At 38.3% G+C, this 20,460-nt stretch carries 15 protein-coding genes; 4 read left to right on the top strand and 11 right to left on the bottom strand.

Annotated features, from left to right (window positions below):
• The first annotated feature begins 10 nt into the window (after positions 1–10).
• Positions 11–1,864, top strand: coding sequence for an alkaline phosphatase family protein (locus SOP96_RS05240; protein WP_326319995.1), 1,854 nt, complete (start codon positions 11–13; stop codon positions 1,862–1,864).
• 131 nt (positions 1,865–1,995) lie between these two features.
• Here SOP96_RS05240 and SOP96_RS05235 read toward each other — a convergent pair whose 3' ends face one another.
• Together SOP96_RS05235 and SOP96_RS05230 are read right to left on the bottom strand one after the other, a co-directional pair.
• The gene (locus tag SOP96_RS05235; protein WP_326319994.1) at positions 1,996–2,856 is read right to left on the bottom strand and encodes an SDR family oxidoreductase; all 861 of its coding nucleotides are present in this window, start codon (positions 2,854–2,856) and stop codon (positions 1,996–1,998) included.
• Between the two features lie 77 nt (positions 2,857–2,933).
• Positions 2,934–3,503, bottom strand: coding sequence for a Crp/Fnr family transcriptional regulator (locus SOP96_RS05230; RefSeq protein ID WP_326319993.1), 570 nt, complete (start codon positions 3,501–3,503; stop codon positions 2,934–2,936).
• 538 nt (positions 3,504–4,041) lie between these two features.
• Between SOP96_RS05230 and SOP96_RS05225 the strand changes: the two genes are divergently transcribed.
• A complete protein-coding gene (locus SOP96_RS05225; RefSeq protein WP_326319992.1) occupies positions 4,042–6,051 on the top strand; it encodes a PAS domain-containing sensor histidine kinase in 2,010 nt (669 codons plus the stop codon).
• 12 nt (positions 6,052–6,063) lie between these two features.
• Here the strand turns inward: SOP96_RS05225 and SOP96_RS05220 are convergent, their stop codons facing one another.
• From SOP96_RS05220 to SOP96_RS05190, 7 genes are all read right to left on the bottom strand, one after another.
• On the bottom strand, positions 6,064–9,417 hold the full coding sequence (locus SOP96_RS05220; protein ID WP_326319991.1) for a response regulator: 3,354 nt from the start codon (positions 9,415–9,417) through the stop codon (positions 6,064–6,066).
• A gap of 192 nt (positions 9,418–9,609) precedes the next feature.
• Complete coding sequence (locus tag SOP96_RS05215; RefSeq protein WP_326319990.1) at positions 9,610–11,409, bottom strand: hypothetical protein; 1,800 nt, start codon at positions 11,407–11,409, stop codon at positions 9,610–9,612.
• A 194-nt stretch (positions 11,410–11,603) separates the two neighbouring features.
• The gene (locus tag SOP96_RS05210) at positions 11,604–12,599 is read right to left on the bottom strand and encodes an SDR family oxidoreductase (protein ID WP_326319989.1); all 996 of its coding nucleotides are present in this window, start codon (positions 12,597–12,599) and stop codon (positions 11,604–11,606) included.
• A gap of 105 nt (positions 12,600–12,704) precedes the next feature.
• On the bottom strand, positions 12,705–12,935 hold the full coding sequence (locus tag SOP96_RS05205; protein WP_326319988.1) for a glutathione synthase: 231 nt from the start codon (positions 12,933–12,935) through the stop codon (positions 12,705–12,707).
• 386 nt (positions 12,936–13,321) lie between these two features.
• On the bottom strand, positions 13,322–13,540 hold the full coding sequence (locus SOP96_RS05200; RefSeq protein ID WP_326319987.1) for a hypothetical protein: 219 nt from the start codon (positions 13,538–13,540) through the stop codon (positions 13,322–13,324).
• Positions 13,541–13,665: 125 nt separating this feature from the next.
• Positions 13,666–14,277 (bottom strand): alpha-ketoglutarate-dependent dioxygenase AlkB family protein, encoded by a 612-nt coding sequence (locus tag SOP96_RS05195; protein WP_326319986.1) that lies wholly within the window; start codon positions 14,275–14,277, stop codon positions 13,666–13,668.
• Positions 14,278–17,169: an AsmA-like C-terminal region-containing protein gene (locus SOP96_RS05190; RefSeq protein WP_326319985.1), complete on the bottom strand. Its 2,892-nt coding sequence runs from the start codon at positions 17,167–17,169 to the stop codon at positions 14,278–14,280. It lies immediately after the preceding gene.
• Positions 17,170–17,323: 154 nt separating this feature from the next.
• Here SOP96_RS05190 and SOP96_RS05185 point away from each other — a divergent pair, with 154 nt between their 5' ends.
• The gene (locus tag SOP96_RS05185) at positions 17,324–17,554 is read left to right on the top strand and encodes a hypothetical protein (protein WP_326319984.1); all 231 of its coding nucleotides are present in this window, start codon (positions 17,324–17,326) and stop codon (positions 17,552–17,554) included.
• An 11-nt stretch (positions 17,555–17,565) separates the two neighbouring features.
• Here the strand turns inward: SOP96_RS05185 and SOP96_RS05180 are convergent, their stop codons facing one another.
• Complete coding sequence (locus tag SOP96_RS05180; RefSeq protein ID WP_326319983.1) at positions 17,566–18,027, bottom strand: NUDIX hydrolase; 462 nt, start codon at positions 18,025–18,027, stop codon at positions 17,566–17,568.
• A gap of 1 nt (position 18,028) precedes the next feature.
• Complete coding sequence (locus SOP96_RS05175) at positions 18,029–18,778, bottom strand: NUDIX hydrolase (RefSeq protein WP_326319982.1); 750 nt, start codon at positions 18,776–18,778, stop codon at positions 18,029–18,031.
• Positions 18,779–18,961: 183 nt separating this feature from the next.
• Here SOP96_RS05175 and SOP96_RS05170 point away from each other — a divergent pair, with 183 nt between their 5' ends.
• The gene (locus tag SOP96_RS05170) at positions 18,962–20,392 is read left to right on the top strand and encodes a sugar MFS transporter (RefSeq protein ID WP_326319981.1); all 1,431 of its coding nucleotides are present in this window, start codon (positions 18,962–18,964) and stop codon (positions 20,390–20,392) included.
• Positions 20,393–20,460 lie beyond the last annotated feature (68 nt).

Raw genomic sequence — 20,460 nt, 5'->3', positions numbered from 1 at the left:
TAAAAATAATATGAAAACAAAACTTTTTTCTGTTTTGGTGATGTCTGCTGCCCTTTTGAGCGCACAAGCCAAAAAAGTACTTTTCATCGGGATAGACGGCTGCAGGCCCGATGTGATGATGTCTTCCAACACGCCAAACATCCAAGGACTTTTGACAACTGCCGTCTATTCCTTAGATGCGCTGACCTTGGCACCGACCTGGAGCGGAAACGGCTGGAGCACAATGCTTACCGGGGTATACCACAACAAACACAATGTACAGGACAATAATTTTACAAGCCCAAATTTTACAGCTTACCCCGACTTCCTGTCAAGAATCGAATCTTATAATTCTAATCTGAAAACCATATCTTTGGCACATTGGTCGCCCATTAACAATACGATCATAAAGAATGCCGATGTAAAAACCAATTTCAGTACCGATCTTGCGGTAAAGAATGCAGCTGTTAACGCATTGCAGAATGACAATCCGGATGTTTTGTTTGTAGATTTTGATGATGTGGACCACGCAGGACATTCGTATGGCTTTTCTTCCGCGGTGCCGCAATATGTCAATTCTATTCAGACTACAGATGCCTATATCGGTGAAATTCTTACGGCCATGAAAAACAGGAGCACCTACAGCAATGAAAGCTGGTTGGTTGTAGTTACCACAGACCACGGCGCAACAGATACCGGTCACGGTGGAGGAAATCTTTCCGAAAGGGATATTTTCTCGATTTATTCCAATCCAACTTTTACTTCTCAGCCCATTGCCAAGAGCCAGATTCAGAGTACACCTACGTACAACCGTTTGAATTTACCCGCAGGAACCTATGCTAAACCTTCTTCACAAAGCAGTTTTAATTTCGGGGCCAATCAGGATTTCACCATTGAATTTTGGGTAAAGCCTAATGCCAGCTTTAGCAGTGATCCTGTATTTATCGGTAATAAAAACTGGAATAATGGATATAACAAAGGTTTTGTGATCTCAGGATATTCCGGACAGACATTTAAAATGAATATCGGTGACGGAAGCAACAGACTGGATCTTGTTGGAGGAAAGATCATCACCAATCAGTGGAAACATATTGCCGTGACCTTTGACAGAGATGGACTGGCAACTATGTACGAAGACGGTGTGCCCGTAACTACAGGAAAAATGAATAGCATCGGTGATATTACTTCTAATTTACCTTTAACCATTAATCAGGATGGAACCAATACGTACGGTGTTAATCTCGCCGCTTCCTATAAAGATGTAAGAGTGTGGAAAACGGTATTATCCAATGCAACCATAGTGCAGTGGGCCAACCAGGAAATAACGAGCTCGCATCCGAATTATAATCAGCTCCTGGTACGTTACAAAATGAATGAAACCTCTGGAAATACTTTGACAGATTCAGGACCATTATCGAATAATGCAATTATTACCGGAACTCCAACGAGAAATCTTCAGACTTCGGAAACATTTACCATTCAAAATTACCTGAATACGCCAAGGCAAACCGACCACTTTCCTACTGTACTCAACTGGCTTTGCATTCCTGTAATGACCACATGGGGAATTGACGGAACCAACAGAATTCCGGCTTGTAGTCTCGGAAGCTTAGCGGTTGCTGAAACAGACAAAAACAGTTCTGATCTGAAAATTTATCCCAATCCTGCTAATAATGAACTTACGGTAAACTTAAAATCGAATGAAAATATAATCAAGCTGCAGATCTTCAATTTTACAGGTAAAACAGTTTTCAGTAAAGAAGTACGGTCTTCAACAGGTTATTATCAGGAAAAACTAAATATATCAGGTCTTCCGAGTGCTACCTATTTGCTTATCGTGAAAGAAGGAAATAAAACAACAGAGAAAACCTTTATTAAACATTAATAGTAAGATCATTGATTTTTTTGAGTACAGGCTGTGAATTCAGCTTGTACTATTTTCGATTATCAAAATAATTCTTCAAATAAAAACTGCAGAAACGTATGCTCCTGCAATTTTTATTAAACCTGTTTTGTTTACAGCAACTCACCCATCCCGAAAACCGTAAGCCCTTTCGCAAATTGCTCGGCCACGGCTTGGTTGGCTGCCTGAATGTACTGGCCCGTTATCGGGTCAACTACAGTTCGCAACGGCCGATTGCCTTTTGGAGTTTCAATAAGTTTCACAATGGCATCGGCAACATCCTGCGGGTCAGGTTTCTTATCCTGCATCTCTCCGCCCACCGCATTCATCATTTTGTTGGGGATTTCGGCGACAGCGCTATACCCTTCAAACACATCCTGATCAGATGCGGGGTTATTCTTTTGCTGCATTTCAGTGGGAAAAGCACCAGGCTCTACTATGGCCACATCAATACCTAAACGCTTGACTTCGTAATGCAGACCTTCGCTTATTCCTTCAAGGGCAAATTTAGAGGCTGCATACATGGTAGCAAAGGGAAATGATACTCTTCCAAATCCGCTGGTAACATTAATAATTAATCCTTCAGCCTGCTTTCGCATGGCAGGAAGCACCTGTTTCATCAGCCGCCAAGGTGCATAAACATTGATGTCAAAAGTAGTGTGCACATCGGCTACGGTAAAACTTTCAGCCACACCGGTCATACCATAACCAGCGTTGTTTACTAGCACGTCAATAGCGCCTTCTTTTTCCAGGATGGTTTCAACAGCGTGTTTAACACTGCCATCATCTGTAAGTGTAACGTCTAGTACCGTTACATTCTCTACAGCAGAAAGAGCTGCGGCTTTATCTGCATTACGCCCTTTTGTGTCTCGCATCGTGGCATATACCTTGTGTCCTGCAGCAGCTGCGCTGTGGGTGGTAAGCCATCCAAAACCGCTGTTTGTTCCTGTTATTAATACAATTTTATTGCTCATCTTTTTATTATTTTAAATGACTATACAAATATTGAAAAAGGAAATCACAAAACATTTACCAAATGGTAAAAACAACTTTACCGAATGTTGCGGCGTATACGGCTTAGTGACTGTTGGGTAACCCCTAAGTATGAAGCAACGTATGACAAAGGAATACGGTTGATGAGGTTGGGAAAAGCTTCGATGAACGAAAGGTAACGTGTTGTGGCATCTTCTGAAACCAAAGGACTGCGTCGCTCCATTGCAAGTGTAAGGCATTTTTTCACCATTTTTGCCTTCATCATTTCCCACCCCACAATAGTGTTTGAAATTTCATCCCAATCTTTTTTATTAAACACAAGCACTTTGCAGTCGGTAACAGCCTGCACATATTCCGAAGCAGCAATCTGCGATTCGAACTTTTCATTGTCGACTACGAAATTGCCTTCGTCTACAAAATAATTAGTAACTTCTTCACTCTTGTTGTTATAATAACAAAAGCGAAACACACCTTCTAAAACGAAAGCAACATAGCGCGGCACCTTTCCAGCTTCGGACAGGTAATCATTTTTTTTGAATTCAAGCATTTCAACCTTGCTCAGCAAAAAATCAATCTGCTGCTTGTTCAGGTCACCAAATTGCAGGATAAGATTTATCAGCGATTCCATGACTTAAAAATAATATATAGTACAGTGATCACAATTATCATATGGTAAAAAGCATAATAAAATATATTATAAATTATCGGGACTTTAAATATTGGATATTTCCGGTTAATGCCTTGTATTCATTTACTTAATGATTGTCCGTAATTTGTCATAATTGAAAGATATCCAAGTTCATTGCTGAACCCGCCGAAGTGCTTTAACTAAATTAAAACTCCCTGTTCTTTCTTTATGAATTTTTTTTAAAATTTCAATCAAAAAATCTAATTTTTTATTAAATACAAAATAGTCTGCTAATCAGTAAAATCAATTTCTTGCGATTGGGATAAGTGATAATAAGAGGGCAAACAATAATAATACTCTGTTTTAGATCATAATAATTTTGTAATGTGGTCTAATAATAAAAGCATGTCTTAAGCAATTTGAATATCCGTTTCACATTAAAAAATCACAAAATGAAATTGAATCTCTATAAAACAATATATTTCACATCCCACTTTTCAATCATAATAAACCTATATTACCTATCTTTGTTATATTTATGACTCCTGAAAAACATCCTACACATAATATTTTTAGTCCTGATCTAATCATCAGGGCACTGGCCTCCTCTCCCGCACCGACATCCATCTATTCAGGAGAAGAAATGATTATTCGTTTTGCCAATGAAGGTATGCTGGCTCTTTGGGGAAAAGATGCTTCGGTAATTGGCAAACCTCTAATGGAAGCCATTCCTGAACTGGAAGGACAGCCGTTTTTGGGATTATTGCAGCAGGTTTGGCGTTCAGGCAATACATATTCCGTATCGGAAGCTCCTGCAACACTAATCAAAAATGGAAAAGAAGTGCTCGATTATTTCGACTATGAATATAAAGCACTTACCGATCAGAATAATAAAACATGGTGTATACTCAATACGGCTCTTAACGTAACTTCACGTCGCGAGTTTTTGCAGCAAATACGCGAGAAAGAAAAAATAGAACATGCCCTCAATGAGGAAATGGCTGCTACGCTTGAAGAACTGACCTCCACCAACGAAGAGCTCAGCATCTCCATAAAACAGCTTGCCCATAGCAAAGAATATATCCGAACGATTATTGAACAGGCTCCCGTAGGAATTGCCATGCTGAAAGGGCCGGAACACATCATTGAAATTGCCAATCCGGCTATCCTTAATATTTGGGGCAGAAAAGAAGAAGAAGTTGTAGGCTTTCCGCACGAAAAAGCCCGTCCAGAAATGCAGGGACAGCCTGTTAACAAATGGATTAGTGAAGTGTACGATAGTGGAAAACCAAGAATAAACAATGAGTTTACTGTACAATTACGCCATAATGGCGGTTTAAGGGAAGCCATTGTAAATTCCATTTATCAGCCCATATTTTCGGAAGGAGGTTCTATTTCGGGGGTGCTTATCATTCTTGAAGAAATTACCCAGCAGGTTTTAGAGCGTCGGAAAAGCCAAAACGATCAGCAAATGCTGGCTCTTGCGATTGATGCCGGAGAACTCGCCACATTCTATTACCAGCCCGCAACCAATCTTTTTTCCGGAAATTCCCTGCTTAGGAAATGGTTCGGATTATCATTCAAAGAAAATTTAGACTTATCTATTGCATTGGAAGTTATCCTTCCCGAAGATAGAGACCGGGTTATCAATGCGATTACCCATTCTCTTAGTAAAGAATCCGACGGTTATTACTTTATTGAATACAGCATACAAAACACTATTGATAAAAAAGTAAGGCTTCTGCAGGCCAACGGACGAGTTTTTTATGATCGGCAGGGCAATGCTTTAAGCCTTAACGGGACACTTCGGGATATTACGGAGCAAAAGAAAGAAGAACAGCGAAAAGATGATTTCATGGGAATGGTGAGCCATGAGCTTAAAACACCACTTACCTCTCTAAAAGCCTATCTCCAGCTTCTGCAGCGCACAGACACAAATCAGGAAAATCCAAGACACTCCAACATGCTTGAAAAATCCGTAAGCCAGGTGGATTACATGAATAATTTAATCAATGGCTTCCTGAATGTATCAAGGCTTGATTCTGGGCAAATGCATATTGAAAAAACATCCTTCGATTTTCAGTCGTTATTCACAGAAATTGAACATGAAGTTCTTTCTACCAACCATAGCCGAAGTTTCACTTTCAAATCATCCGGACAGGTATTGCTGATTGCTGACCGTGACAAAATATCTCAGGTGCTCCATAACCTTATCGGAAATGCCATAAAATATTCCCCCGTTAACACATCGGTTATTGTTGAATATAAAATAACGAATCCCAATAGCTTGCAGGTAACTGTTACCGACCACGGAATCGGAATCTCCAAAGACGATCAGGAGCGGATTTTTGAACGGTACTACCGCGTAAAAGACATTAACAGCAGTACAACATCCGGATTCGGTATAGGACTTTATCTTTGTAAGGAAATTATAGATCTCCATAACGGAACAATTGAGGTTAATAGTTCCCAGACGGAAGGTACATCTTTTTCATTTGCTTTACCGATTGACGGACAAAAGCTTCCGGCAGCTTCTGAAACACATTAAACGTTGCAAATATTATTTCATCAAATCATTAACAATATTCAATCCTATATTTATCTGGTCTTTTAATTCAGCATTCATCAAAGAAAAATCCATTTCTTCTTCGGCTATTTTTTCCCATTTCAATGCAGATTCAGATAGCCTGAAAAGCCCGGCACTACCTGCAGTGCCTTTCAGTTTGTGAAGAATCATCCTGGTTTCTGCAATATTCTTTTCCTGAGCAGATGTATCTAAATTTTTTTCTGCCCGGGTAAGCTCCTGAATTAGAAGATTGAGAAATACTTCCTTGAAATCTTCATCATCGCCAATCTGTTCGTTAAGCATATTCATGTTAATGTGCTTTTCCGGATTCATTTCTGATTCCTCTTCGGCATACTCAACATCCGGTTTTTTATTATTGTCGCTTTTTACGCCAATATATTTTTTGAGTTTTTCCAAAAGATCATCCTGCCTGATAGGTTTAGGAAGAAAATCAGTCATACCAGCTTCCAGGCATTTTTCTTTTTCGCCCAGCACATTTCCTGCGGTTACCCCAATAATCGGCACATCAGCGTAATCCGGAAGCAGGCGGATCTCCTTTGTTGCTTCTATACCATTCATTACCGGCATCTGTACATCCATAAGAATGATAGAAAAATGCTTTTTACGGCATTCTTCCAACGCTTCCAGTCCGTTTACGGTTTCCACCAAATGTGCATCTGGTGCAAGGAATTTCATGATCCTGTTATTCAGTACCATATTTACCGGATTATCGTCTACCAGAAGAACTTCAAGTTCGGGAACTAATGAATAAGATTCTTTTTTATCCCTATTCTCAATAATTTCTACTGTACTTTTATGAACTACTTTCCTTAATGTTTTATACAGATCATCAGATTTAATGGGTTTCACCAGTAAAAATGAATTTTCTTTTTCCCGGATGGAAGTAATGACTTCTAATTCCTCCGAAGAAGAAGACAATATGATAATGGGAAGATTGTCTTTTCTACGGTCAAAAAGTTCCCTGATTTTATCAATGGTTTCCAGCCCGGACATAAGCGGCATGTGATAATCCATCAGAATTACATCGAAATGTTCGCCTTTCAACAAGATTTCTAAGGCTTCCATTCCGTTAGAAGCCAAAGTTGATTCAATATTTTTATAACCAAGCATGTGCTGGAGAATGATTCGGTTGCTTTCATTATCATCCACTACCAATGCTCTTTTTATCGTGACTTCTTCTTCTTCCTGAAGTTCAGACATTTCATAAGGAATCTCAATATCGAAGAAAAATACAGAACCCTGATCCATTGTGCTGGTAAGCGACAGATGGCTTCCCATGTATTTTAAAATATTGTTGGAAATGGTTAGTCCGAGGCCTGTTCCGCCATATCTTTTACTGATGGAACTGTTTTCCTGAGTGAAGGCATCAAAAATATGCTTCTGTTTTTCAACGGGAATCCCGATTCCCGTATCCCTCACAGAGAAGCGTAATGAAATATTTTTATCATCCATCCGGAGTTTTTCCACCTTCAGCTCGATTTCGCCTTTTTCCGTGAACTTAACGGCATTTCCTAAAAGATTGATCAGGATTTGTTTTAATCTTGATTCATCAATTAAAACTGTTTTCGGAAGTCCGGGCTCTATGTTGAGGAGAAGCTCAATGTTCTTTTTTTGCGACTGGTACAGGATCACATTAATTACCTGGCTTACCATGTCATAGACATCACTTTTTTCAATGAGAAGCTCCATTTTCCCGGATTCTATTTTAGAGAAATCAAGAATATCATTGATGATGTTGAGCAGGTTTTCCCCGGATTCGTTGATGTAATTCAGGTACTGCGTCTGAGTTTCATTAAGCGGTGTTCTGAGAAGCAGATCAGAAAACCCGATTACCCCGTTGAGCGGAGTCCGGATTTCGTGGCTCATATTGGCCAGGAATTCAGATTTTGCCTTGCTCGCTATGTCTGCCATTTCTTTGGCACTTTTCAGCTCTTCGTTCACAAGTATCGCATTGGTAATGTTTTGTACAGAAACAATTATGCCGCCCACTTCATCTTCCGTGAGGTACCACGGCCCCACTTTAAGATCGTAATGCTGAATTTCTTTTTTACCATCTATTTTGATCGTAAAATCTTCATTAATATAAGTTTTTCCCAAAAGGGCATTTCTATAAATATCTTTTCTGACTTCGGGAACGTCCGGCGAAACGTCGAAAAAATTCTTACCGATAAGATCCACATCATTCATGTTGAATTCTTCTCTCCATTGGGTGCTTACGGAAACATAGTTCAGATCTTTATCAAACATTGCGAGCGGAACCGGGACATCGGTGACAAATGACTGCATCATGGCTTCTTTTCTGGTAATTTCCAGCAACATTTTTTTGAAAGCATCAATATCCTGAATAATTCCGAAAACCCTGCTGCACACTTCTCCTTCAAATTCCGGAAGCCCTTTTACCCTTACCCAAATAGTAACTCCATCATTGCGTACAAGCTGAAGTTCTTCATCAAAGGGTGTTCCTTCTGTCATTGCCCTGTTAAACAGAAATTTCATTTTTTCCAGATTTTCATCTTTGAAGAAGCTGACCGCATTTTCAAAATCCGGCTGGAAATCGCTATTAACCTTATGAATTTCTTTGGTACTCTGGGACCAGAACACAGTGCCTGTTTTCATATTGACTTCCCAGCCTCCTACCTGGGCCACAGAGCTGGTCTGCTCAAGAATTTCCTTTGTGTAAGACAGGTCATTTTCTAATTTATCTCTTCGAATAAGATCGGCTCTCAGCTGTATGTAAAAAAATATAGTCACGGCAATGGCTGCGATTGCTGAAAAAACAATAAACAAAACGGTGGATTGGGATGATGTGTTCAGGTCTTTATTTTTTGCAGCGAGTTGCGTTTCTTCATATTTTACAAATTCCTGAACCAGCATACGGCATTTATCCATAGCTGCCTTATTTTGGGTGAGTTCTTTTGAGGAAATGGCGATTCCGTTTTTGCGCTTCTTAATTAACAAAACGTTTCCTTTCATCATTGTATCTGAAGTACGCACTAAATCATTGAGAAGATTAATCTGATGCTCATCTCTAATATTCAATCTTTTTATATCAGAAATAAGCTCTTTATAATTTTTTATGCCTTTGTTTAAAGGTTCTAGAAAATTTTGCTGCCCTGTAAGCTGATATCCCCGAATACCCGTTTCAGTATTTAATAGAGAATTCAAAACATCTTTAACTAAGCTTATTGTTTCCTTACTTTTCAAAAGACGTTCTCTATTATCCACTTGTTTTTGTATGCTGACAAAGGATGCTATAGAACCCGCAATCAGCAGTAGTAGGCAGATTGCCACTCCGATACGGAGATTTTTTATAATTTTTTTCGGCATTGAAAAAGGCTTTAATGTAAAAAAATAAATTTTTGTAAAGCTAATTTAATTTAAGAATTTATCATAGTATAAAATGAAAAGAAATTGTGAAATAAAAAGAGTTGATTTTTTCAATTAAGACGGCACATGATGTACAATAAATTTGATTTATTACAAAGAAAAACCTTCAAAAAATATTGAAGGTTTATGCTATTAACTTTCCGGAATTACAATTTTTGACAGTGTTGATTTATTATACTTCAAAAGACATCTTATATTGAGATCGGATTTGAAAAATTCGGTTTTTTCCAGAAGATCCTGATAATAATCAATACCTTTTAAAAGATTTTCCTTAAAATTTTTCCATTTTTTAATTTGAGCTGCCGTAATCTTTCCGGAAAATTCTTCAATGTCATTTTTCAGGTAATCAATATACATTTTCATTTCGTTGATGAAAATATTCGGCCTGTTTTCATGGGAAATAATATTTGTTCTGCCATAAATATGCTTTACCATTTCCGAAAGTGAAACTTCCTTGTCAAAATATGCCAGATTCGGGCCGGGGCAAATTACAACGCCCTGCTTTTCACCTTTTATTTCAATTCCGTTTTCAAGGTACGCAGCATTTACCAAACCTACACATAGACAGGCTTTTTCAGTGATATTCTGTTTTTTCCGCTGATAAATTTCAGAGCTAACATCCTGTTTTTCAGATTCCAGTTCCTGTAGTTTTATTTCCTGATATTTTTTTGAAGCCGTGCAAATTCCTTCCGGTGAATATTCTTTGCTTAAGGCCAAGAGCTTTTTGGGACAGGAGCTTCCGTATCGGTTTCCCGACTGTTTCTGATGCCTGATCATTTCATTGGATGAACCTTTCACCGTGTTAAAAGGAACGCCAAGCGGCGAAAGGTTGCTGATGTAAAAGTCTTTTTCTTTCGATTCCAAAAGAAGCTTTCTTGTTTCATGATCCACCGAGGTCGCTTCAGGAACCAAGAGGAATGGCGATCCCCAACCGATGCTGTCAACCTTATAAGTATTTAACAGAAACTCATGTTCTTCAGCAGTTCCTACTCCACCCTGAACCGTTATTTTTAATTCCGGATGTTGAGCAACCGTATCTCTTCCTTTCTGCTCAAGCGCTTTATTCATTAAAATATGGGAAGATTCAATAAGCTCAAGCTTTTTATGTTTAAATTCTTCGAGGATAGGTCCCAGTAAAAGTCCTTCCGTTGCAAAAGCATGTCCACCGCAGTTCAGCCCGGATTCAATCCTGTATTCCGAAACCCAAAGCCCTTTTTTAGCCAAAAAATTCCCCTGAATCATCGCCGAACGGAAATCACTTACCTTGAGAATGATTTTCTTTTTTATAATTCCCTGTTCATCGGGATAAAAATCTTCAAATTCTTCGATATAACTGTAAAGCCTGGGATTCATTCCTGCTGAAAGCACCACAGATGAAGATAATTTACTGTTTGCAAATCCGCGCAGCGAAGCATGTGCATCGTTATACATAACCGGCAGCTGCTGTTTGTTTTTAAAATTATCCTTATCAACTTTCGTCATGATATTGACGTCAATGTTTCCGGGGGAAAGATGTTCTTCGATAAAGCTTTTAATGGAAGATGCCATTCCGTCTTTCCGGGAAAGAAAGTGTTCCAGTCCGGATTTCAGTTCCGAACTATTGGGAAGCATGGCTACAAAATTTGCAAGTGCCGTTTTGTTTTTTGAAATTTCCTCTTTAAAGGCTTCAAACTTTTCCGTTACGATATCCTCCAGCATATTGAGATAAGCGGTGATCCTTTTCGCACGGTAATCTTCAACCCTTGTTGAAATACTTGTGTAATTCAGGCCGAACTTACTGCTGTAAAAATTTTTCATTTTTTCTATAATCTCATCATCAATTATAGAAACTACAGATGAAATTCCGTACTGCGCAACACGGACAGGGCTGTCTATGGTATACGCCAATCCCATTACGGGAATATGGAAATTGTGTAAATGTTTTTTGATCATTTTTTATTGATTACATATTACCTCTAAATTCCCATCAACTATTCACGTACAAAAGTATTAGTTTTAAAATTAATTATGCTTACAATAGGAAATTATTTCGCTGCTTTATGTTTAAAAATCATCAGAAAGTAAAAAAGTTTCGGGCAAATCTTCGATTTGCCCGAAACTTTATATCATAATAAATTTAATTCCAGTTAATTTTCGTTCGACGATTTTAACTTAAGAAACATGAAAGCCAGTCCTAATCCGAGCCCGGCCATTATGGCCAATCCTGTTTTTTTAGATGGAACGGGAAGCATCGTGTCACCGTAAATCCGGTGCGGTTCCGGCGAAGGCTTCATAATGTTGCCTGAATCTGAAGGCGCATTTTTCAATTTCATCATCAATCTCATTCCTGCGGAAGCCGTATTGATAACAGGTTTTGGAAACAGCTTATATACTCCAGTGAGAATTTTCGAGGTAATATCCGGAAACAGTTCTTTCTGGGGATTTTTGGCGAGCTCTACAAATTTGGCAGCTGTATCTCTCGGGTCTGCAGCAAACGGTGGAACTTTAAAATCCAGTCCGGAAAATTTAGCAGAATGCATATTTCCCGTAGAACGCTGAATCTGCGGATATAGATTGCAAATGTGAACATTCGGAAAATCTGAAATTTCACCCTGAAGGCATTCCATCATTCCACGAATCCCGAATTTGGTGGCGGAATATACTGCACTGTAAGGAGCCGGCATAAATCCTCCGATTGATATATTGTTGATTAGAATTCCGTCTTCCTGCTTTTTAAAAACCGGCAAAACACTGTAAGCACCGTGCATATAGCCGAAAAGGTTGGTTTTGATTACCTGTTCGTTCAGCTCCATCGGGATGTCTTCAAACTTTCCGCTTGCCATTACTCCGGCATTGTTGATCCATATATCTATTCTTCCGTTAAACTGTAATGCTTTATTGGCAAGATTCTGAACATCGGCAGCTATGGATACATCCGTAGGAACGCCCAATGCAGCCACTCCCAGATCATGGCATAAGGAAACGGTTTCGTCGAGCGCTTCTTTTCCGCGTGCCGCCACAACGATATTGCACCCTTCCAGAGCAAAGGCTTCCGCAGCAGCTCTCCCTACTCCGCTGCTTCCACCGGTGATGACAACTGTTTTGCCTTTCAGGCTTTCGTGGATTTCGTTATTGGATTTCATTTTGTAATTGGTTTTGGTTAATTAACTATAATTCACCTATTATTGTGCCACAGACCGTAGATAGGCTGCATGAAAACAAAAATCCCGGAATTAATCCGGGATTATTTATTCATCGAAAATTACTCTTCCGTTGAAGGGTTCGCTCCAACAGATAAAAATACGGTCGTTATGCCTTCTGATTTCTGCCTGAAGGTTTTCGTACTCATCGTTTTGTGTTTGTCTTTCAACAACAAGGTTAGAGCCTTCGCCGATTTCTCCTTTACGGAATTCAACCTGATATAAATCTGAGCCTTCAATTTTAGCAAAATCTTCTTTTCTGAAATTTTTATGTGCCATACAACTGTTTTTCTGGTTATTGAATAAACCGTGCCAATAACGATTAATTTCAGCATTAATAATTCATATTTTAATATTAGCGGGTCCGGGAATCGGAATTTATATTTTTTCTTAAAATTTCACAAAAAATATTAAAAATTTCTTGAAAGAAAGCTTAATGGCATAATATTTTAATATAGATTAATACTCATGTTTAATTTGAGTTTTCATGGTTATTAGTTTTTATCCTCAGGTTTCTGAGGATTTTTTGTTTTTTTATCGTTTTTGATAGTAATATGTTAAAAATTACCTGTCGTCAGTTTTTAATCGATCTTAAATTCTACTATAAAATAAAAGAGCAACTTATTTAAAAGCTGCTCTTCACTATTTCATGTCAGTTGTGTTACTTAGATTGCGTACGCTCCTTTATTCTGGAATACATTTATTCCTTCAATTTTATTGTTCTGAATATTATAAATCATTTCAACCGTAAATTGTGATACTTCATAGAGTACATATTTAAGAGTATTAGTTGTTCTTTCGTTCATAATACGTCCTTCATTCATCACTAAGCTGAATTGATCCTGATTAGGCATATTTTTAAAATCGTAATAAGAAATATTCATAGCGGATGTTTTTAATACTTTGGTTATCAATACACAATTTCTTTGCCAAATTATGTTAATAGTATTTATTTTTTTCACTTTATCTTTAAATCATTCAAAATATTTCAATTTGCGGATATTGTGGGCTATATTTTACGGATCATCCTAAAAGTAAGATTAATCCGCGGTTTCATTTTCTTTACCGATTTGGCAATACGATGTTCCCAGTTCACCTGGAGATTTCCTTTCATTATAAGCAAAGAGCCGTTTTCTAATGCCAGGCTGTATCTCTTTTGATGATCATCAACTTTTCTGAAATCGAAGTTTCTTACCTGACCTAAGCTCACAGAAGCAATGACAGGGCGGTTTCCCAGTTCGCTTTCCTTATCCCTGTGCCACGCTACCGAATCATTTCCGTCACGGTACAAATTAAGCAATACCGAATTGAATTCATATCCTGTAAGTTTTTCTATTTTTTCCTTTAAATCAATTAATTCCGGAGACCATTCATTAACCTGAAAATCGTTATTTCCCCAATGATACATTGTATTGCTATCACCGTACCAAGCGGTTAATCTTGGTGTAATAAGTGTTTTATCATACATTTGTTTGGTATTCTGCTTCCAGGGTGTTGTACCTATAAGCTGATCAAATAGTTCCGAAGCTTCTTCTTCAGACAAAAAATCTTTGGTGTATTCCAGCAATTCTTCCGGAAATTCATAATATTCATCGGATTCAAAAAGACTCAACTGGCTCATTTATTTTTCCTTTAAATCTTTAGTTATCTGCTTTTCGGCATTTTTAGCACGTTGTTCCTGCGCTTCTTTTTCTTTACGCTGCTGTCTTTTTGTTTTTTTCTCTGCTCTTCGCTCATGCCGGATCACTTTATTCAGTTTTCTGTTGTAGGCCGCATCCAGAATTCCCTGTCCTTTTTTACTGAAAATCTTGATTTTCGGGTTTTCATGGGTTCCGGTAACTACAATGGGAAATCCGATAAGTCCGCCCGGAAGAATACCGATTCTCACTCTGAGATCAAGCAAACCGTTAAAACTGGTTGTTCCGCTGATGCTTGGCCTTAAAATAGAAACCCTGAAGGTAAATTTATCAACATGGATCAAATTATTCTTAATATGCGTTTCAATATTTACCCCTTTCATATCGGGATTATTAAACGCTTTTGCTCCAATATTATCTCCCACTGCCGAAAGCATTTTTAAATTTTTAACTTCCACATCCCGGAGATTCACGATTCCGCCGCCTTCAAGAGAGGGATAAATCGGTTTCATATTCCTGTCAAAATCTCCTTTCAACTTGTAATCGATAGATACAATTCCTTTTACATTTTTTGCTGCTGTTGCCATTTCACGCACCATATCAATTTCTTTGTAGGCACGCTGAACATCGAAATCCATTACTTTCAGCGCAACATCATAATTGGCAGTGAGCGGAGATTCATCCTGATATCTTGCGTCAATATTCATTTTGCTTCCAATAATGTCAAACGAAGTATTCTTAAGGTAAACCTGACCTTTTTCCACGGAAGCCTGTCCTTTCAGATGGTTTAACGCCAATCCTTTAAATTCTACTTTCCGGAAATTGGTCTGCAATGAGACATCCAGGTTTTTAGGAATAATCACAACACCGCTGCTTTTAGGATTCTCTACTTTCGCATATTCAACTTCAACAGATTTTTTAGAATTATCCCCGTTTTTTAAAGCCATAAATTCATCAATAAGAACATACCTGGAATTCAGATTAAACTGTCCGTGCAGCGTTCCTTTTCTTTCTATAAAATAATTGATTGTATTTAAAAGATAACCATTTAACGCAAAATCTGATTTTCCATACGTTGCGAAGAATTTACTGAACCACATTTTCTCATTTTCAAACCGGAAGTTTCCTTCTTTGATAAAAAACGATTTCGGTAAAAATTCGGTAGTTGCTTTTATATTTTTTAAAATTAAATTGCCCTTATTGTCAAGCTTGCTGTACTGTCCGGTTGTCGCATAACTTTGTCTTCCGTTCAGGGAGAGATCTGCCATAATCAGTCCGCTCACATCAAAACCTTTTTTAGCAAAAACCTGGTAAATTCTTCCTACATTTAACACGCCTTTTGCACGGACTTTATACAGCACATCTTCGAAATTCTGCAGATCTGCATTTACGAAAACAGGATTGCCCTCAAAATCAAATCGGAAAGGATCCAGTTTCACACCCAGGCTTTTGAAAGTACCGTCGGTATTAATGATATTGGCAATAATATTAATGTTCTGAATAGGATTCGGATAATATTTTGTTTTCAGCCAGCCGTTTTTAAGATTCAGATAACCGTTTGTTTTTGGGAATAATTTCTTATCAAGACTAAAAATTCCGTTGGCTTTGATATTGGTATTCAACAATCCTCGAAAATCGATGTCTTTCAATCCTAAAGCCTGATCCAGCGTCTGAAGATCCACCGCTCCTTTGATATTGGCATTTACCTGCATTTCATTCAGGCCTTTTGTTTTCACCACTGCTTTAAAACTATTGTTCGGACCAAGATCAAAATCAAGACTTTTAAGATCAATTGCCAATTGATTCGTATCCAATGAAGGCAGATCAACATTCAGATCCATATTAAGATGATTCATCGGCACCGGCGCTTTTCCGTTAGAAACATAACCATCTCTCACCAATAGCCTTGCTTTAAGCCGTGGCTTCAGGTTTTCCTTTTCGCTAAATCTTCCTTTCAGATTAAAAAATAAATCGCTGTTGCCTTCAATTTTGGTATCTTTCGCCCAATCCAGGTATTGAGGCGGAAGAACCGATATCATATCACGAATGGTTGTTTTTTCCGAAGCGGCATTTACATCCAGGTTGTATCCGTCTTTCAGAATGCTTAAAAATCCAGTGAACTTCAACGGCAGATCATTAATTCTCAGTTCGTTTTTTCTCAGTACAAAAGTTAGGGCATTCGTATTGATCCTTGTAATAAGATCTGCATGCAGGGTTTTTTGTTTTGCATAATAGATTCTGTTCAGGCTGAAATCGAGCTTATCAATATCCAGATCGGTTTCCAAGTCAAAAATATCCTGGCTAAGTCCTCCTCTTCCTGTGTAATTAAGACCTTTCGCATCTACCAAAACTCTTGCTGCATGGTCTCTGTATGTGATATTCCAGTTTTTAAGTTTAATAAGATCAAGCTTTATTGACGTTCCAGAACCTGTTGTATCTTTTGGTTTTTTGGAAGGTTTTGAAACGTATACATTATAATTGGCTTCACCTTTACTGTTGACAAAAACATTTCCGTAGGCATCTGTTACGTAAATTTCATCGATTTTAACTTCACGGTCGAAGATCAGGTTTTTAAGGTTGATTCCTACCGCCACTTCTCTGGCAGCAAGCAAGGTATCTTCCTGGAATGGTTTAGAACCCTTCAATAAAAAATCATCCACCGAAACCGTAAGCGAAGGAAAATGCCTGAAAAAGGTAAGATGTGTTCTTTTATAATCAAGCTTTCCGGCAAGATGCTGGTTGGCAAATATTTTCACCTGCTCCGAAATGGTTCCCGGAAATAGAATTGGGATAATAAACATTAAAAAAAGAATGGATGCGATTGAAATACCCATCCATTTCAGAATCTTTACAGCGATTCTTTTGAACCTTTCCATCTGCTTTCAATTTTAGTTTAATAAATTACACTTATCTAAAATCAAGCCATTACTATTGAATTTATCCTGCCATAATCACAAAAAAGTTTACTTATTAAACATAAATATCTGCAATGGCATAATTTATTCATTAGCCAAAAATAAAAATATTGATATGAACTTTAACGAAGCAAAAGAACACAAGAAAGAATCCCTGAAAAATGCAGACGAATCTGTACTGAATCTTTTTCATGTAGTCATTACCCCTGCCAATACAGATGAAAGCGCAAAATTTATTGAAGATTTTCTGAAATCGCCGGAATCTTTCAACGACGAAAGCTGTAAGAAATACTGTTCCGACGGAAATTATGAAGTGGTAAGCTTTAAAAAGGAAACTGCTGAATAATCGAAAAGAGATTATTCGGATGAAAGAATTTCTTCGAGCTGAACAATAAATCCTGCCTGTGCGGGGTTTATTTTTTGCATTGCTTCTTCGGAGGAAAACCATTCCCAGCGGTCGATTTCCCGAATCTCCATTGTTTTTCCTGATTTTGGCGGCCAGCTGATTGTGATCATGTTACTACTTAATCCGGATGTTTCAAGATCCTGTTCTAATGCCCAGGCGAAAACTTTCTTGCCGGCTTTTTGTGTGATTGGCATCAGTTCGATAAAATTTCCATCCACGGATTTTCCTGTTTCTTCCAGAAATTCAATTTTTGCTCGTTCCAGCAAACTTTCCCCTTCTGCGGCTTCACCTTTTGGAATCGACCACGCTCCCAGATCTTTATTTTTCCAGAAAGGCCCTCCCGGATGGACAAGAAAGTAAAATAGCTGTTCTTCTGATCTTTTAAACAGTAAAATTCCTGCACTGATCTTCATATTACCAAGTATTGAGGCCGTTTTCGAGAGCTTTCATATATTTTCTTTTATCGAATGAGTATAAATCCGGTGCTTTATGGGCTCCTCCTTTTCTTTGTTCATCAAGCTTTTTTAAAATTCCGAGATTCATAATTTTTCTGTAGAAATTTCCTCTGTTGAGTTCTTTTCCGAGAATCACTTCATACAGTTTCTGCAATTCCGAAAGGGTAAATTTTTCAGGAAGTAAATTGTATCCTATCGGTTTATATGATATTTTTTCTCGTAATGTCAACAACGCTTTTTCAATAATTTCCCGGTGATCCATCGCAAGGTCAACCCCCGAAAGCCTGCTGACATATATCCATTCGCAGGTTTCACTGTATTCATCGGCGATCAGCCTGAAACGTGATGGATTGCAAAGTGCATAATACCCTATTGTGACAAATCTTTGTTTATGAAAAAGTGTTTCATCAAAATCCTCAAAATACAGTTCGCTTCTGTTCTTTTTCCCGAAAACACCGAATTCTTCAAGATAAACTCCTGTAATTCCCGCTCTTTCTTTTAAAATACGAACTACCGCCTCATCAAGATCTTCATCTTTTCGGACGTACCCGCCCGGTAAAAGCCATTGTTTACGGTAATTCATTTTAAGAAGAAGAACTTTAAGTTCATTCTGATCAAATCCGAAAATAACAGGGTCGGCAGAAAGATGAGGCAGGAAAAGTTCTTTCATCTCGTCCGACTTAAATAGAAATTGTTGTCTGGAATTCATGGAAAACAGGGAATTTTATCTAACAAATCTAATTAAAAAATTCGACAAGCCTTTAAAGCTGCAATACTAACTTAACAATAGGAAAAAATACGAAACAGGAAAAGAAATTTTCATGATAAGTTTAATGTCTCACATTAAGATTTTATCTTTAAAATAGGTATCTTTAACCACTTTTTTAAATAAATGAATGTTATGATCAATGATGTAAAGGCTAAAAGCAGGAATTATACCGTTCCTCTGATTACCATCACCCTTTTATTTTTCATGTGGGGATTTATTACGTGTATGAATGATATCCTTATCCCCTACCTGAAACAGCTGTTCAGTCTGTCGTTTTTCGAATCAATGCTGGTGCAGTTCTGTTTCTTCGGGGCTTATTTTATCGGTTCGCTGATTTACTTTTTAATATCAACCACACAGGGCGACCCGATTGACAAAGTAGGGTACAAAAAAGGAATTCTCTTCGGGATTTTCCTGGCGGCGTTAGGCTGCGTACTGTTTTATCCTGCAGCAAGCTTTGCTTCGTATGGTTTATTTTTGGGTGCGTTGTTTATTTTAGGATTAGGATTTACGGTTTTGCAGATTACAGCGAATGCGTACGTTTCTTTGCTCGGACCGGAAGAATCCGCATCCAGCAGGCTGAATATGACACAGGCTTTCAATGCTTTCGGGACTACGATTGCGCCGGTTCTGGGCGGTCATTTGATTTTTGAATTATTTTCTGCACCGGACGGTTCTTTCTCTGCAGCTGCAACGAAGATTCCGTATTTGATTTTTGCGGCTATTCTTTTACTGGTAGCCTTATTGATTTCAAGGGTTAAGCTTCCTGATTTTCAAGTAAAAGGTGGAGAAATTGTAAAAGGTTTCGGCGCTTTGCATCACAATCATCTTAAATTCGGTGTTCTGGCCATGTTCTGTTATGTAGGCGGAGAAGTTGCTGTGGGAAGTTTCATTATCAGCTTCCTGGAACAGCCCCAGGTTATGAATTTATCCGAAGTAGTGAGTAAAAACTACCTTTCCTTATATTGGGGCGGCGCAATGATCGGACGTTTCTTAGGAGCCATTTCCCTGAACCAGTCGATCAGTCAGGGTAAAAAAGCATTGTATATGCTGGGCGCGTCGGCCGCTGTGTTTTTGGTGATCTTCAGCATCGTAGATCTTACCTTTGCGCAAATCAGCTTCTTTCTTGTTTTTATTGCTTTGAATTTTGTGGCGTTCTTCATCGGGAAAGCAGCTCCGGCAAGAACATTATCCATTTTTGCGGCAGTAAATGTCATTTTATTAATTTCTGCTATGCTAAATCATGGCGAGATGGCAATGTACAGCATTCTGGGAATCGGGATTTTTAATTCCATTATGTTCTCGAATATTTATACGCTGGCCATTTCAGGATTGGGAAAATATACAAGTCAGGGTTCATCACTTGTTGTGATGGCCATTCTGGGCGGAGCGATTGTTCCGATCTTCCAAGGGTATCTGGCGGATGTTTTCGGGGTGCAGCATTCGTTTATTATTCCGGTATTCTGTTATATCGTGATTCTTATTTTCGGCGCTTACTGCACGAAATATTTGGGACATGTAAAACAGGATGCGGAAGCGAAATCGGGACATTAGAATTTGATTTTTTAGGAGCTTGATCCGGCTATCCACTCTATCTTTTTTCGGCGCGGCAGCTTCGCTGC

Source organism: Chryseobacterium salviniae, from assembly GCF_035819015.1.
GTDB lineage: Bacteria > Bacteroidota > Bacteroidia > Flavobacteriales > Weeksellaceae > Chryseobacterium > Chryseobacterium salviniae.
This window is presented reverse-complemented; position numbering and strand designations above follow the sequence as displayed.